This window comes from Kovacikia sp. CALU 1929, assembly GCF_056784235.1.
Window position 1 is genome coordinate 104,084 of record NZ_JBXBCF010000066.1, and the last position, 15,785, is coordinate 119,868.

At 48.9% G+C, this 15,785-nt stretch carries 14 protein-coding genes; 4 read left to right on the top strand and 10 right to left on the bottom strand.

The window, feature by feature from the left end; genetic code table 11:
• Positions 1–710 precede the first annotated feature (710 nt).
• Positions 711–2,336 (top strand): HD domain-containing phosphohydrolase, encoded by a 1,626-nt coding sequence (locus AC1S52_RS14510; protein ID WP_482029735.1) that lies wholly within the window; start codon positions 711–713, stop codon positions 2,334–2,336.
• Between the two features lie 126 nt (positions 2,337–2,462).
• On the opposite strand, the gene AC1S52_RS14515 is transcribed toward AC1S52_RS14510, so the two are convergent.
• Together AC1S52_RS14515 and thrC are read right to left on the bottom strand one after the other, a co-directional pair.
• On the bottom strand, positions 2,463–2,738 hold the full coding sequence (locus AC1S52_RS14515) for a MoaD/ThiS family protein (protein ID WP_482029736.1): 276 nt from the start codon (positions 2,736–2,738) through the stop codon (positions 2,463–2,465).
• Positions 2,739–2,897: 159 nt separating this feature from the next.
• Complete coding sequence (thrC, locus tag AC1S52_RS14520; protein WP_482029737.1) at positions 2,898–4,214, bottom strand: threonine synthase; 1,317 nt, start codon at positions 4,212–4,214, stop codon at positions 2,898–2,900.
• Between the two features lie 559 nt (positions 4,215–4,773).
• On the opposite strand from thrC, the gene AC1S52_RS14525 reads away from it, so the two are divergent.
• Both AC1S52_RS14525 and AC1S52_RS14530 read left to right on the top strand, forming a co-directional pair.
• On the top strand, positions 4,774–5,004 hold the full coding sequence (locus tag AC1S52_RS14525; protein WP_482029738.1) for an NblA/ycf18 family protein: 231 nt from the start codon (positions 4,774–4,776) through the stop codon (positions 5,002–5,004).
• A 414-nt stretch (positions 5,005–5,418) separates the two neighbouring features.
• Entirely contained in the window at positions 5,419–6,300 is an 882-nt protein-coding gene (locus tag AC1S52_RS14530) for a universal stress protein (RefSeq protein ID WP_482029739.1), read from the top strand.
• Between the two features lie 173 nt (positions 6,301–6,473).
• Here AC1S52_RS14530 and AC1S52_RS14535 read toward each other — a convergent pair whose 3' ends face one another.
• The 6 genes from AC1S52_RS14535 to AC1S52_RS14560 all read right to left on the bottom strand — a co-directional run bounded on the left by AC1S52_RS14535 (position 6,474) and on the right by AC1S52_RS14560 (position 11,943).
• Positions 6,474–8,015: a serine/threonine protein kinase gene (locus AC1S52_RS14535; RefSeq protein ID WP_482029740.1), complete on the bottom strand. Its 1,542-nt coding sequence runs from the start codon at positions 8,013–8,015 to the stop codon at positions 6,474–6,476.
• 214 nt (positions 8,016–8,229) lie between these two features.
• Positions 8,230–8,676, bottom strand: coding sequence for a hypothetical protein (locus tag AC1S52_RS14540; RefSeq protein ID WP_482029741.1), 447 nt, complete (start codon positions 8,674–8,676; stop codon positions 8,230–8,232).
• Between the two features lie 65 nt (positions 8,677–8,741).
• Positions 8,742–9,899: an anhydro-N-acetylmuramic acid kinase gene (locus tag AC1S52_RS14545; protein ID WP_482029742.1), complete on the bottom strand. Its 1,158-nt coding sequence runs from the start codon at positions 9,897–9,899 to the stop codon at positions 8,742–8,744.
• Positions 9,900–10,052: 153 nt separating this feature from the next.
• On the bottom strand, positions 10,053–10,814 hold the full coding sequence (locus AC1S52_RS14550) for a class I SAM-dependent methyltransferase (protein ID WP_482029743.1): 762 nt from the start codon (positions 10,812–10,814) through the stop codon (positions 10,053–10,055).
• 9 nt (positions 10,815–10,823) lie between these two features.
• Positions 10,824–11,264 carry a hypothetical protein gene (locus AC1S52_RS14555; protein ID WP_482029744.1) on the bottom strand — a complete coding sequence of 147 codons (441 nt, stop codon included), beginning with the start codon at positions 11,262–11,264 and terminating at the stop codon, positions 10,824–10,826.
• Between the two features lie 235 nt (positions 11,265–11,499).
• The gene (locus AC1S52_RS14560; RefSeq protein WP_482029745.1) at positions 11,500–11,943 is read right to left on the bottom strand and encodes a DUF4278 domain-containing protein; all 444 of its coding nucleotides are present in this window, start codon (positions 11,941–11,943) and stop codon (positions 11,500–11,502) included.
• A 320-nt stretch (positions 11,944–12,263) separates the two neighbouring features.
• On the opposite strand from AC1S52_RS14560, the gene AC1S52_RS14565 reads away from it, so the two are divergent.
• Positions 12,264–13,181: an alpha/beta fold hydrolase gene (locus AC1S52_RS14565; protein WP_482029746.1), complete on the top strand. Its 918-nt coding sequence runs from the start codon at positions 12,264–12,266 to the stop codon at positions 13,179–13,181.
• A 61-nt stretch (positions 13,182–13,242) separates the two neighbouring features.
• Here AC1S52_RS14565 and AC1S52_RS14570 read toward each other — a convergent pair whose 3' ends face one another.
• Both AC1S52_RS14570 and AC1S52_RS14575 read right to left on the bottom strand, forming a co-directional pair.
• Positions 13,243–14,664: a hypothetical protein gene (locus AC1S52_RS14570; protein ID WP_482029747.1), complete on the bottom strand. Its 1,422-nt coding sequence runs from the start codon at positions 14,662–14,664 to the stop codon at positions 13,243–13,245.
• Positions 14,665–14,725: 61 nt separating this feature from the next.
• Complete coding sequence (locus AC1S52_RS14575; protein ID WP_482029748.1) at positions 14,726–15,700, bottom strand: IS110 family RNA-guided transposase; 975 nt, start codon at positions 15,698–15,700, stop codon at positions 14,726–14,728.
• Positions 15,701–15,785: the final 85 nt, after the last annotated feature.

Genomic DNA, 15,785 nt, shown 5'->3' on the forward strand with positions numbered 1-15,785 from the left:
CGAGGATCCCAGTATCAATTCATGCTTTTTGAGATAAGACTGTCCTCAGTAGGGATTACCGCTGACCCGGTAGTTTTTCTCATATTCAATGGGTTTGAGTAAGGCACCCGTGGCGGCATAAATCGCTATAATTTCGGTAGTCATTTCCTTTTCTCCAAAGCTTTCAAGCTTTTGGTCAGCTTCTTTTAATTGCATCTGTTACCTCGCCTCTGACTATAGCGTTTTTGAATCCAGTGAGGTATAGGGATAGCCGTAGAACCCTTGAGTCAAATAGATGAGATGTACCTCACCCAGAAAGGAAATGCTATAACAACTTGAGTTAATTTAATCCTAAGCAGCATAAATTCGATGTTCATTCTGAAGGAGGCAGAAGCTACCAGGCAGATGAGTAAGTAAGATTTACACTAAGTTTTACTAGCAATTCCATTCAGAAGTTTTGTACTGGAAAAAGATGAAGGAATGGTGAGGTCTAAAGTTGCCCTGTTGGGGTAACTCTGTTACAGGGAACAGTAGCTAGTGAAATCTGATTGGTAGGTTTAGATTTATTTGGTTGTCTAGTGTTATTGATTTAGCTGGTGCTCTTTAGTAAAACTCGATGTAAATTGCCATCCATGATGAGTGAGAGAGGATGTTTGTGTAGCCTTGTTGGAAATTCTGAGCCGTTGAGCGAATTTCAGGATGACTGCCATGCGCCGTTCTGAGGTTTGGTTATGAAAGATAACCGAGAGTTTTCTCAGGAATCGATTGAACGGGCTGAACTGATTGAGCAGCTTCTAGCAATTGGCACAGCGCTTTCTAGCACCTATGACTTGGGTGAGCTGTTGTCATTAATTTTAACCAAGAGTCGGGAAATCACCTCAAGTGATGCTGGAAGCGTCTATCTGATTGATCGCAATAGTGAGGTTCCAGTTCTCTGGTTTAAGGTGGCTCAAAACGACTCTAAACCAGCCGCCTCTTTCCGCGAATTTGCGATGCCAATGACCTATAAAAGTCTGGCAGGGTACGTAGCCTTGACGGGCGAAAGTTTGAATATTTTGGATGCCTATGACTTGCCTGAGGGCGTTCCCTATCAACTGGATCGGAGTTTTGATCGCAGCATCCATTATCGAACTCGTTCAGTGTTGATCTTGCCTATGCAAAACCAGGAACAGGAAACGATTGGGGTTTTGCAACTAATCAACCGCAAGATTCAGTCAGACATCACCATAACTGCAGAAAATGCGTTGGAGGCTACACAGCCTTACTCTGTTTGGGAAGAGCGGGTTTTGCGATCGCTGGCAAGTCAGGCAGCCATTTCGATTGAGCGCAACCAGTTGCAGGAGAGTATCGAGAACCTATTTGAAGGATTTGTCAAAGCATCGGTTCAAATTATTGAAGCGCGAGATCCCTGCACGTCGGGTCATTCTGAACGAGTCGCTGACTTGACGGTCCGCCTGAGTGAAGAAGCCAGTGCGGTGCCTGCGGGTCCTTTGCGATTGGTTTCTTTCAACGAGCGGCAAATTCAGGAAATCCGTTATGCCGCTTTGCTCCATGATTTTGGCAAGGTGGGTGTTCCAGAAGCTATTTTAGGCAAACAGAAGAAACTCTACCCGATGCAGCTTGAGGTGGTGCGAAACCGATTTGCCCTGGTTCGTCGGACTCTGGAAATGGAGTGCGCTCAAGCTAAGTACCGACATCTGATTGAGCATCCCAGTCATCGCCCAAACCATGAGCAGGAAGTGGAATGCCCCCACTGCCATTACCTGACAAACCTGGATCAGCAGCTAGAAACTGCGATCGCCCAACTGGATGACTACTGGCAGATGTTGTTAGAAACCAATGAACCCCGGATTTTGGCAGAAGAACCCCTGAAACAGTTAAAGGAACTCACTGACTATACTTACAAGGATGTGGATGGTCAGTTAAAACCATTGCTCACTGAAGCGGAACTGATGCAACTAATAGTGCCCAGGGGCAACCTGACCCAAGAGGAGCGGGAATCAATTCAGTCCCACGTCACTCATACCTATCAATTTCTCCAGCGCATCCCCTGGACGAAGCAGCTTAAAGACGTACCCACCATTGCCTATGGGCATCATGAAAAACTGGATGGGACAGGCTATCCCCTGGGGTTAAAAGCGTCAGAAATCCCAATTCAGTCCCAAATTATGGCGATCTCAGACATTTATGATGCTCTGACAGCCGGAGATCGCCCCTATAAACGGGGGCTGTCTGTCGGCACTGCTATCAAAATTCTCCGCCAGGAGGCAAGCCAGGACAAATTAAACCAGCACCTGGTTGATCTGTTTGAGCATCGTCAGATCTTTTCAGTCCTGGGGCACACCTGCAAGGACTAATGTAGTGCGGGCTTAACTTTGCGCTATGGCTTTGCGCCATGATCTAAGCCTTGAAAAGGTTGGGCTTCACTGGCGTTCAACCAACCTGCCTGACAAAAACTGGCTAAAAACGGTTGCCGTGAAACACTAGCCCCCTGCGATCGCAGGAATGATGCTGACTTCATCGCCATCATTCAGAGATGTGTTAGCCCCATCCAGGAATCGGATATCCTCACTGTTGACGTAGAAATTGACAAATCTCCGCAGTTCGCCCTTTTCATCACAGAGACGGGCTTTTATACCGGGACAGCTTTGCTCCAGGGATTCGAGCAATTCGGCAACGGTGCTGCCATTACATTCAACGGTTGCCTGATCGTTCGTTAATTTTTGCAAGGGAGTGGGAATCAAAACTTTGACAGACATGGTTAAAAGAAGAAGGATGAAAGCTATAACAAACCAGGTGTAATGCTAGGAGGCATCAGGCAATAAGGGGGAAGGCGAAAAGTTGAAGGAAGAAGCGCAAAAGGAGCTAAAGGTTTACAGATTATCCTTTATCCTTCATCTTTCATCCCTCATTCTTAACTAAACCAGCACCTGTTGCCACTCTAAGCGTTCTAATGTGCGAGAGCGCTCCAGGGCACGCTCAAAGCTATCGAGCTTCGGCTCAATCGTTAGAGGTTCACCAATGTACCCTTGAATGGCTTCCTGGGTTTTCAAGCCATTGCCTGTGATGTAAACAACGGTGGTCTCATCGGGATCAATCTTACCGGCTTCTACCAGTTTTTTGAGAACGGCAACAGTCGTTCCCCCAGCAGTTTCCGTAAAGATACCTTCAGTTTCAGCCAGTAACTTAATACCATCGATAATTTCTGCGTCCGTTACCGATTCAATGCTGCCATTGGTTTTACGGGCAATGTCAACGGCATAAACCCCGTCTGCCGGATTACCGATCGCGATCGATTTAGCAATTGTGTTGGGTTTTACTGGCGATATAAAATCACGCCCTTCCCGGTATGCCTGGGCAATCGGTGAGCAACCTTCTGCCTGGGCACCACTAAAGCGAACGGCTTTATCTTCCACCAGCCCCACGTCAACAAATTCACGGAAACCTTTATAAATCTTGGTAAACAGAGAACCAGACGCCAGGGGAGCCACAATATGGTCAGGCAATTGCCAGCCTAGCTGCTCTGCCACTTCGTAGCCCAGGGTTTTTGATCCCTCTGAATAATAGGGGCGCAGGTTGATGTTGACAAATCCCCAACCGTGGGTGTTTGCCACTTCAGAGCAAAGACGATTGACCTGGTCATAATTTCCCTGAACCGCCATCACCGTCGGGCTATAGATCAGCGTACCGATGACCTTTCCGGCTTCCAGGTCTGCTGGGATGAAGACACAACAGTCCAGTCCCGCGTGAGCTGCGATCGCTGCCGTGGAGTTAGCTAGATTGCCGGTGCTGGCACAGGATACCGTAGAAAACCCTAACTCCCGCGCCCGGGTAAGAGCAACGGATACCACCCGATCTTTGAAGCTGAGCGTCGGCATGTTCACCGCATCATTTTTGATGTAAAGCTTGTTTAGCCCGAGACGACGAGCCAACCGATTTGCCTGAACCAGAGGAGTCATGCCTGTGCCCACATCGATTGGCTGATCGGTCATTACAGGCAGAAATGGGCGGTAGCGCCAAATGGAATGGGGTCCAGCCTGAATGCTTTCACGAGTCACCGTTTGCCGCAGGGCATCGTAATCATAAGCTACTTCAAGGGGACCAAAGCAAAACTCACAAACGTGAGTCGCTTTCGGCTCATACTCTGTTCCGCATTCCTTACATTTCAGCGCTCGAAAAGTAGCCGCCGACTGAGATTTTAGTTGGGTTGCCTGGGTTTGCGTTGCCTGGGTCATGGGTCAAAGTCTCTTCGTAGGAGCAATCGGTGGGAGCGATTCGGTGAAATTGAACATTCATTAAACACTCGTTGGAATCGATACTAGCACGGGCTAAATGCACGGTCAAACATACCCGACAAAATTTATCGGGTATCCTGAAAGCCCCTACTCGCAGGTGAAAATTCATTACTCAGTCCAAAGTGTTGTCTCAGTAACTGAAAGTCTGGGCAAGTCAGACAAGACTCTTCTAAACCTTTGATCTAGTTAGCGAGTCGTTATCAAAGGCTATTTGCTCTTCTCTAATGGAACAGAACGGAAACCGCAAGCCACCCCCAAACTCCTGCCATAGGAGGGATTTAGATGATGAAAATCCTATGCAAATATCAAAAAATCATCCCGTGGTGTCAGAAAAAGCTGACAAAATTACCCACTTGGGGGTATACGCACTTTGTCAAACAATTGTTATATTCTGTAATACGAAGTGTTGCTGGGTGCCCTGATTGGGGAACCATACTGGATAACCCGGCAGTCGCTATAACAAAACCATTGCTCTGGGCATCTGGAGTCGTGGGAATTGATGACCTACTCTCTCATATTGGAGTCGAACATGATGGATACACCGATTGAGTTAACTCTGGAGCAACAATTCAGTATTCGATCCTTCGAAACCCAGGTCCAGAAAATGAGTCGTGAACAAGCTCAAGATTTTCTGGTCAAGCTCTACGAGCAGATGGTGATGCGCGAAAATATGTATAAGCATTTCTTGAAGCACGAGTGGGGTTTGGAGCCGGGTCCCCAGTTCCAGTAGTCTCTGGATCAATCGCAGGGGCGACCTCTATCTCTTGTTTTGTTCCTTTGTGGGAAAGAAGCTGGGGACGACGGGGCGTCAGTGCGAGTCCTCCTGACTGATGAGGACTGTCTAAACGATGGGTTTGCTAACCTTTAAACTATTCTTCGTATCTATGGGTTGTTTCGTCTCGCTTATCTTCAAGGTCTAAGCAGCGATAGGTTTATTTATTCTATTATTTTAGTTGCCTGATAGTTGCCTGACTCCAAGTTGTGTTGCTGGTATAAGCCAGCCTGGAATCAATTCAAAAGATTTAAAAGTATCCTTCCGATCTGGCACCTGACACTGCGAAATGGTTGCCAAACTAGCGCTAATTGATGTCTGGAGTGTTAGTGTTAGGAGCATGTAAGCCTGAACTTTGCAGCTTAATTTTCCATGTTTCAAAGATTGCTCTTTTGTACCGATTTCTCTGATGGGTTACATCGTTTTGCACACTTTGTTCCCTTTTTAGCGGAAACTGGCGCAAGCCAGATCATTTTTTTCCATACCGTATCCCTGGACGGTGGAACAATTCCCAGAGTGGATCAGGTCGCGGTTGAAAAAGCGCGTGAACGCTTGAGCGTTGCTTTGCAAAATGTTCCGGCAGGGGTTGAAGTCAAAGTGGAGGTTGAGTCGGGGCGACCAAGCGACCTGATTTTGCAGACTGCTACACGCTACCAGGCTGATTTGATTATTCTAGGAATGCCCGTTCGCAGTCGAATTACGGAAAAGTTATTCGGCAGCACTGCTATGAAAGTATGTGAACGGACGGGAGTACCTTTGATGATTGTTCGTCCTCAGCTAATCTCGACCTACACCAGTGAGGAACTAGAGTTACGCTGTCGGCATTTGTTTCGTAACTTGCTGATACCCTACGACGGAACGGATACCGCCAGGTATTTAGTTGAGCAAATTAAATCCAGGGCTGCGGAAAGACCTTCAAACTCCTTACAACAGTGTCATCTCTGCTGGGTTGTCGATGATGTGACCCGGCGCGGATTGCCCAAGGATTACCAGGTGGAACCAGCTATGAAGGAGCTAAACGAAGTCAAAGCTGGGTTGGAGTCAATCAATCTATCTGTAGAACCTACAGAAGTCCGTCAGGGTGACTCAATCGTTGAAATCCTGGATGCCGCGCAGATGGCAGATGTTAGTGCGATCGCAGTGACCTCTAGCCGTTTGGGCAAGCCTCAGGAATGGTCAATTCCTAGCTTCACCCGTGAACTAATGCACCGAAGCTGGCATCCAATTATTTACTTTCCACCTCAGAGCCGCTAAATGGCAGGGAGATGGGAGAGTAGGGGAGCAGCGGGGATGGGTTCTCTCCCTTACCCACCATCTATCCCTACTGGTCATCCCTACTGGTCTGTCAAAACATCTCAAAAATCGGTTTTGTAGATTTGAGGAGTAACTCAAATCTATCCTGACGGACTACTACCCTTGAACGCGAATTAAAGGGGTGGAAAGGAGTCGTTTCCTATCTCTTCTGAGACTTTGGGCTTGAGTTTTTCTAGTTCTGCTTTCAACAGGTCTTTGCTGAAGGTTGGTTTGCCAACTGATACAGATGAGGGGCTGGTAATTGCCCATTGCTTGAGGTCAGAACATTGGGCAGCGTTAATGCCCACAGAAATAGTGTGAGCGCATTGTTCAGGACGCTCGAGGGCAAACAGTAGAACCTGATATTGACCTTTGTCAGCCAGCAAGCGGAGTGTTTCCTGTCCGTGAGGAGTCTTTAGATCCAGGTAGCAGGGCATCCATCGGGGTCCTTGCTCATGCCCCTGGTAGGGATTGTAAACAGCCGTAATCCACAACAGCATGGGATGGGGCTGCATGATACAAATAAATTGTTTGTAAATCTTGTTATAAAGCTTATAAACTTGAAGATTTTGAATTTGCTGCTGGGGCAACATGACCCAAATGGCGGGCAGTGCGCCTTTACTGGTGGTAATTTTCTGGGCAAAGACAATTTGGGCGGTGGGTTTACTGGGAGGCCAGGTTATCGATTGGCAGATTTCATCAACAAAGGGCGGATTTTTGTAAGCGAGTTCGACGCTGTCTAATTTTTTGGGTAGGACACCACTGATGCGATCGCTGATATTTCGACTGGCACTGTAGCGCTGTTCCAAAGGCTCCAAGGCTCTCAAAACCTCAGACGCAGATTGGGGGCGATCCTTTGGGGTTTTTTCTAAACAGCTCATCACCAAATTTTCCAGCGCCTTGGGTATTTTCAGGCTGGGGTTGGCGGCTGTAAAACTGTGGGGTGACTGCGAGTGGTGTGCCCGATACCAGGCTCCAAAGGAGTGGGTTTCAGCCTGGAGGGGCATTTTGCCTGTTAGCATTTCAAACATCATCACGCCCAGGCTGTAAATGTCGGAGCGGGCATCCAGTTCTCGACCTTCCATTTGCTCCGGCGAACAATACGCCAGCGTTCCCATAAAAGAGTTGGTCTGGCCGCTATCTTCCTGGATCAATTTGGCGATGCCAAAATCAAGAATTTTGACCAGTTCTCCAAGGCTGGTGTCCTGACTGACCAGAATATTGCTGGGTTTAATATCCCGGTGAATGATGGGGCACAATTTGTTGTCAACCTTCATTCCCTGGTGGGCGCACTGCAATCCCAGGCAAATTTGGCGCGATAGGCTGAGAAAGCGGAGCAGTGGAACGGGCTGGTAGCTGATGATTTCACTCAGACTTTCGCCCTGTAAATACTCCATCACGTAGAAGGGAATATCTTCATCGTCTACGCCATAGTCAGTCACACGGACAATGTGAATTGTTTTTTGACCCAGTTGAGCGCAGGTACGAGCTTCAGCTTTGAAGCGATCGCGCATTTTCTTATTGAGTAAGGCATGGGATAGGAGTTTGACCGCGATCACTCCTCCCAGGAGAATATCTTCTGCCCGGTAGACTCTTCCCATTGCTCCTTTGCCAACCAGTTCTACAATCTGGTAACGGTTTGAGAGCAGCCGTCCAATATAGGGATCTGTTGTCATACATTCACTGCAAGAGAAATCCCACGCTGGTTTTCCAATGCGTTTTGATGATCCGCAAAACAGAGCAATCAATGCAGGAAACCGTGAAACGCCAATTCGATTATCGTAAATACACCTTTATTTCTAGTAATCCCGTAAAGTTATTGTAGCGATCTGGTCATCCCAAATTTATACTCAGGCAGTGATCTGAAGCAATGAGGACTAGTAATGAGGGCTAGTCTGACTGGCGTTCCAGGATCGCTTCCATCGTGCTTGTCAGGTAGTGCCCTGCCATAATGCCACTGGAAAAGTAATAGGTGTCGTCATTCATGCGGTACAGGGTCTCAAACCCACTGCGACGCTGGCGATCACCCAAAACCCAGTAGCGTTGAATAATGGACTCGGGAGCTACCCAACCCTCACCTTCAACCCGCCCCAACAGGCTGTGTTGTAAAACAAACGTGTATTGGCGCTCTCCAGCATCCATACGCCCACGATACTGAAAGGAGATCTCCTCCCGGTCAGTTCCCGGAAAAATCAGCTTCGTCACCAGTGTGAACCAGTTATCCCGGCTCCAACCTACCAGGGTTCGACCTTTAACGGTAATGGGTGCTCCGTTGCGTTCAAGCCAGCTACCCTGAAGGGACCAGCGTCCTGCCTGCATTAGAAAGGTGTGAGCCACAGCCCTATCCTTGCGATGATTGCGTTTGGCTATGCCAGCGGTAATTCATGCTATCACGCAGTTGTTCAATCCACCTGGTAAATTTCCCCTAAAAGGACGGCTTTCGCTGCCCCGGTTACTTCAGGAAGATTACCGGGAATGCCTTTTTGCCGCCAGTAGGCAAGCAGGGCAAAGGCGATCGCCTCTTTAAAGTCTGCGCTCAATCCGACTTCATCCGTTGTGAGAACAGAAGAGGCTTCCAGATGGGCTTGTAGCCGCTTCCTCAAGTATAGATTCTTGCTGCCTCCTCCACACAGTAAAACCTGATCAGGCAGTTGGGGTAGAAAGCGATGGTAGTTGAGCGCAATGGAAGCAGCGGTCAGTTCGGTTAGGGTTGCCAGAGTATTCGCAGCCGTGAGGCAGTGCTGGGCTGCATCTGCGAGACGCTGCTCCAAATAAGCAGGACTAAATAATTCTCTTCCGGTGGACTTGGGAGGGGGGATTTGGAAAAACCCTTGCTGTAACCACTGATCGACTAATTCTATGCAGGGGGTGCCACTGGCTGCCCAGGCTCCGTCCTTATCGTAGGTTTTTGTTCCTCCTGATAGACGCTGGACTGCCAGATCGAGTAAAACATTGCCGGGTCCGGTGTCCCATCCCAGGATGGCAGAAGCCGGGGGGGATGGCTGGGACCTGGCAGGAAGATAGGTGAGGTTGCCAATTCCACCAATGTTCTGGACACAGCGGCTGAGGGTTGGGTGGGAGAGGAGCGCAACATCCAGGGCAGAGACCAGAGGGGCACCCTGTCCTCCAGCCGCAATGTCAGCGGCACGGAAATTACTGATTGTGGTAATGCCTGTCAGGTGCGCAATCAGGGCACCGCGTCCGAGTTGAAGGGAGTAGCCGATGGAAGAGTGAGGGGTGCGGGGCGAAGCGGGCCGATGGAACACAGTCTGCCCGTGGGAGCCGATCGCGTCCACAGGGGGATGTCCAGTTTGGATATTGAGGGCTGCCTGGGCAAATTGATGAGCGATCGCATCATCGAGTCCGGCAAACTCCTCCATTGACAGAGGACTACCTCCACACACCGCAAGAATTCGTTCACGCAGTTCAGCCGGGTAGGGGTAAGTTTCTCCAGCTAAAAGTTTGACTTGCAGGGATGCTCCATCAGAATCCAAAATTTCGACCAGTGCAGCATCAATGCCGTCTACAGAGGTGCCGCTAATGAGTCCGATGAGGAGCATTTTGGTGAGTATAGGGATCGTGATTGTGATTATGCCACGCGCTGGAACACTCACGACTAATGACCAATGACCAAGAACGGCCAAAAACGTACCTCACAAAGCTGAGAATTTCTATAGACTAATGTTTATTTGGATTTATCTGGCGGCATACTCCTACACGACTCTGCCAATCCTGGAGTGGATCTGCCATTGAATCGGTTGAGTAGTCTCAGGATCTCCCCAGGCATTTTCTATGCGCTTCCAGGCAGAGGAGATCACCTTCATCCCTTCTTGTTCAGAAAACAAATGCACAGCCGACCAGGTACTTAGATAGCCAATCAAATGATGGACTGTCCAATCCACAACCATTTCAAAAGTCGGAGCTACCACTTCCTCAAAAGGAAAAGGGATTGTTTGATAATGCTGAATTACCAGATCCCGTTCTGGAGTCCAAAATGGCTCAATTAGCGCAAAGAAATCCTGCAAAGCCTGGTGAATCGATTCAGTGACCCCAGGGATCTCAAAAAAACCATAGCACCAGACAGCAACGATGCCCGTTGGCTTGGCAACTCGTTGCACCTCCCTGTAAAACTGTTCCAGATTAAACCAGTGAAGTGCCTGCCCTACGGTTACCAGATCAACCGAATGATCTGCCAGTTTTGTTCGCTCGGCTGGGGCAACCTGGTAATGAATGCGCTCATGCTGGAATGCCTGGTCAATTTGCTGCGGGCTGGCATCGGTCGCATACACCTGTTGAAAATAATTCGTCAGGTTGAGCGCAACCTGCCCATTTCCTGTGGCACAGTCCCAGGCAACCGTGCCCTCAGGGATGAGACTTGCCAGATATTCAAACAAGGATTGGGGATAATGGGGGCGGTAACGGGCATAGCCCTGTGCCAGTTTAGAGAAGTAATCTTTAAATGGCGTTGTTGTCATTCTGTGCAATTACCTTAAATTAGTACCGCCTGTTGGCTTGCGTCGGATAGGTTGAATAAACTGTGAATTAGCGCGAACCAGGCAGATCTGCTCTTTAGTGCCCACATTGACCTTGAGCCAGGGTTTATTGCTAGTATCGTACATCAGCCCAAACCCAGCCGGAGCGGTGTTGGCGGTCAAAACTGCATTTCTCTTAAAGCGTCGCACAATGGGCCACTGACCTATATTGGCAGGTGGCAGTGCGGCTGAAGGAGCGTACCAGTTAGCGGGCATTGCCGGAGACCAACGGCAGTTTAATCCACGCGGGTCAGAATCAACCACTACCCAAAGTCGATGCCCTGTGCGCGTTGCATAATCACCATTGGGGTTAGGTTTTGGCAAATCAGGCGTGGCAAGAGCAATGGTGGGAATCAGGGACAACACAACAGCAAAAAATGGTTTCTGAAACATGATTATCGATGGTTTGAAGATGGCGAAGGATACGGCTTTAAAGGTTGAAACATTCGCAAGTTATCCTACGCAATAGGACGATCGCAACAACAACACAGATTGGCAAGTAGAAGGGACGCTATAGGGCTACCGTGTACCCCCTCTACTTGCCAAATATTTCTGGCTATCTTTAGTTATTAAGACGGATCAGGCAGTACCTATGTTCCCTCCGGATCCCGATTCAGAGGGATGTAAGCTATTTTTGGCTGTTGGAGGATTTCCAGGTGCAGCCCCGATACTTGCCAATAATCTCAATCTGTTCTGGGTGAGCGTCGATCGCAGGTGCCTTCTTCCAAACACTGCCACGGTATTTTCCAGAAATCTCTCCCCCCTTCCCTGAAACTTCTAGTTCTGAGTCAGATTTTGGCTTATAGATAGTTCCCCGATAGGTTAGGGGCTGCATAGGTTGGGGGTCTGATGACTCAACGGGAGCCTCTGAATAATTAGACGGACTTACCCCCTCAGCTTCCTGGGGTAAGCTTCTCGACCGATTTTGCTCCATTAACCACCAGATAACCACTAACCCAATGACCAGGAGCAAAAGCAACACCTGCCAGGGCGCAGAAATTAAGCCCATGATTAGCAACAGGACAGCTACAATCCCTATTAGGAGACCTGCCAATGTTAAAAGATCGTCCATTCAATTTGCCTCAGCCGAGCATCAGAAAAGGGCTTTTACTTAACAGTACAAACACAATCCAGGCAGCTAAGTCTATTCGGATACCAAATTAGACTTTAGTTTTTACAGAAATTTACGTTGAGTCAATATCGTTAGCAATCAGGCGGATTAAATGTGACGGTCAGAGAAGCGATCGCTCAAATCCATTGTTGCATAACTAAAAACGATAGGTTTGAAGAGCGAGATAATCGGTGGTATAGGAACAGGGCAGCAGATCAGGTGAAGAACTACAAACTACAAATTACTGGTTACTTGAACTAAACGCTTAAACGACCCCTTATATGGATATTACTAGCGCAAAGAAAGCCTTATCTACAGCACCAGCATTTCTTTTATTTGTGCAACATGGCTGGGCAGACGATAACCGCGCCATGTTAGCTCTGGCGAAGAGTTTGACAACCGACACCACGTTTGTCATTGCCCCCAAATTGGATTACGTTCAAACCTGGCTGAGAATGGCTCCCCTGGTTGAAATCGTTGAGAAGGTTGCCATTGAACAAATAGCCCGTTATCCAGAGATCCCGATCAGAATTATTGGTCATTCAATGGGTGGTTTAATCTGGTTGGAGGTGCTGAACCGTCACCCGGAATGGTGGTCCAGGGTAAATGCTTTTGTTTTAGTTGCCTCTCCAGTCGGTGGAGCAGACTTGGGACGAATTATTGACCCATTTAACCTGGGCATTGGGATTGCCCGGGACTTGGGCAGAAATCGAAGGGCGATCGGCGAAACTATCGCTGCTACCATTCCAACACTGGTGATTGCTGGAGATCTCGATGGTGGCAGTGATGGCACCGTTCCAGTCGAATGCACTCGATTTGCTAACGCCCAATTTATTAAGTTGCAAGGACTATCCCATGAAGCCTTACGGAACCACCCCCTGGTTGCAACTACCATTCGTCAATTCTGGTTAAATTCTGAGGATGGCAAGGCAATTCAATACGACAGCATTATTCGTCGATTACACGCTATTCCAGGAATTACCGATGCTCACTGGCGAGATGCTGGCAAAGCTCGACTAACCATGCAGCTCAATACGGGAGGAGCAATTCTGACCTGGCGTAATTCTTTAGGGGTCGATCATGTCTTTGTAGCGTCTGCGCAGGGAGAATGTTTGTATGCAGGCTTCGTTGGCTGGAACCATCAGAAAGACCTTTACCAGGCGTTAAAGGATATTCAGGAGGCGTATGCAGTTTGTTGATAGAGGCACTAGTGGTCTGTAGCGTAAGCCTGACACCTGGCACCTTCTCCCTACTTCCCATTCAATAGCTAGAAGTAATCATGCTATTGACCAGGTTAAAGGTACTGTCGATAAAGCTAATGCGATCGAGCACACTGGCAACCGTGCGGGGAGGATTACTAATGAGGGTGTCGATCGCTACCAGGCGATTGAAATCAAGCTTGACTGGGCTGGGCAAGGGCGTATTCCCTGTGCTTCCATAGAATTTCACTCCAGCCAATTCCATCAACTTAATGATTTCCTGTGCCAGGATACCGTAGCTAATCGTCGTGGGATGAATACCATCTAAAGAGAATAATCCGCCCTGGATGCGACGACCTGTGGAGTTAGAGATAAAGAAGCGGGAATCTGGCACCGGGGAAAGGGCTTGCAGTTCCGGCGGCAGTGGGTACTGCCCTCCCACCTCATCCCACCAGCTTGGGCGAGCGGTGGGATCTAGCAGGTAGCGACGGGCTGCCAGACGATCGAGCAGTCCTGCCGTCTCAAACAAATACCAGTCTCTACCTTCCTGGCGAGCCTGCCGTACAGCATCTGTAATGTCATCGTTGTACTGATCAATTGCACTGTCGATCAATAGAGCCTCTTCTCCCGTTAAATGGGGATTTTTCTCAGGGTTGAAGTCTCTATCATTAATCCAGGGAAGGGTGTAGTAGGGAAAGTAGCGAGACCCCGGTTTTAGCTTATTAGCGACTCCACGGGCAAAGGGCGCGATGGTGACATGGGGAACCGTGCCCAAAATTACATGACGCGCAGGAATTTTTTTGATTTCTGCAACGACCTGGTCTAGTTCTGCTTTGAAGTGGATAGGACGCCAGACGGTGTACTGGTCGTTGATATCCATGTCATCAAAACCTTCTGCTGACCATTTCACCTTAAACGTGAGAATGCTACCCAGCGCATTATTTGAACCAATCAAAACAATTAATGTCTCGATACCGTCACCGTTACTGGTTTCCTGGGTGCCCTCTGCACCCAGTGCTGCCGCTGCTTGCAGGGGACTCAACGCCCGACCGGATGCATCCCTGGCTGAATTGAGTACCCGGATTGCTGCCCGTTCATTGTGGTTTTCGACCACCTGTTTGAGAAAATCGTCCTTGGGTGGATTGGCGTTTAGTACCTGCTGGCAAATATCTGCATTGCGAGAAAGGGTATTCCGCAAGTCCCATCCATAGACTCCCAGATTATGATTGATTGCCTGCTGGCTGAGTGGACGAGACCCTTCCCCCCGTTCCCAATAGTCCTCAATTTCATCTAAATAACCCCGCAGAAATAGGACCGTGGGCAAGACTTCTAAGACACCGACGTTGCCACCAAAGCGTTCCTCTAATGCCCGTGCCAGATGCTCAAAATTGAGCGGTAGCCCGTCTCCTGGACCACCATAGCGATTGTCTTGAAAGTCAAGCGGAAATGAAAAATTGATGGGATTGAGATTTGAGCAGGACAAAATAGATTGCTCAATCCTCTTCTATTGAGCAACCAAAAGGTAACAACCAAGCGTGAGTCCATTAACTAGGATTGGCTGCTGGTTGAACTGCCACAGTAGAAGGCTGCGGGGGTTTCCAGGGCTTCTGGTCGCGGATCATGGCATTGAGAATGGTGAGCAACTTACGCATACAGGCAGTGAGGGCAACTTTCTTGAGTTTGCCGTTTGCCAGCAAGCGTTGATAGAAGGCTTTAATCACCGGATTATGCTGAGTGGCGACTAAGGTTGCCATGTAGAGCGCGGCTCTGACATGGGCACGTCCCCCTTCAATCATGCGTTTGCCTTTGTGCTTGCCACTGTCGCGGTTAATCGGTGCGACTCCCACCAGTCGGGCAATTTTCTTATCGGAAAGGGTGCCTAACTCTGGTAAGTCCGCTAAACAGACCGCACAAGTGACCTTGCCAATGCCTGGAGCAGACAGCAGAATTTGACGCTTGAGTTGCCATTGCGCTTGTGCCAATGAAAGCGTTTGAATCTGCTCACTCAAGGCATCAATGCGCTGCTGTAACTGCTTGATATGGTCTGTGAGGTCAGCTTTGATGGTCTCACTCGCACGGGTCAAGCGATTCTTCTCTGCCACTTGCATTTCTACCAACTGGCGGCGACGGCTGACCAACTCGCTCAACTGTTGGCTATTCAAGTCGGGCACAGGCACCGCCGCAGGTCGCACCCGTTCGGCATATTGTGCCAACAGATTGGCATCGAGGGCATCGGTTTTGGCGTTGCCCATCACTGTTGAAAAGGCTTTGACTTTGCGCGGATTGACGATCGCCACTGGAATGCCAGCCTGAGTGAGTTGACGATGCGCCACTCGTTCTAACCCTCCGGTCGCTTCCATCACCGCCAACTCTGGTTTAAGCGGTGCTAGTTGCTCAACCAATGACTCAATTGCAGACTCACTGTTGTCTACCTTAATGGCAGTCCCTTGCGGCAGAAGATGCACATCTAGACTGGCTTTTGAAACATCAATGCCGACCCATGTAGTTTCTGGATTCATCGTTTATGCTTAGAATCACGTTGTTTAGTTCCATTGACCACTCGTCCTTGCTGGATGCGGGGTTTTCCCCAGGCGATTGTTCGAG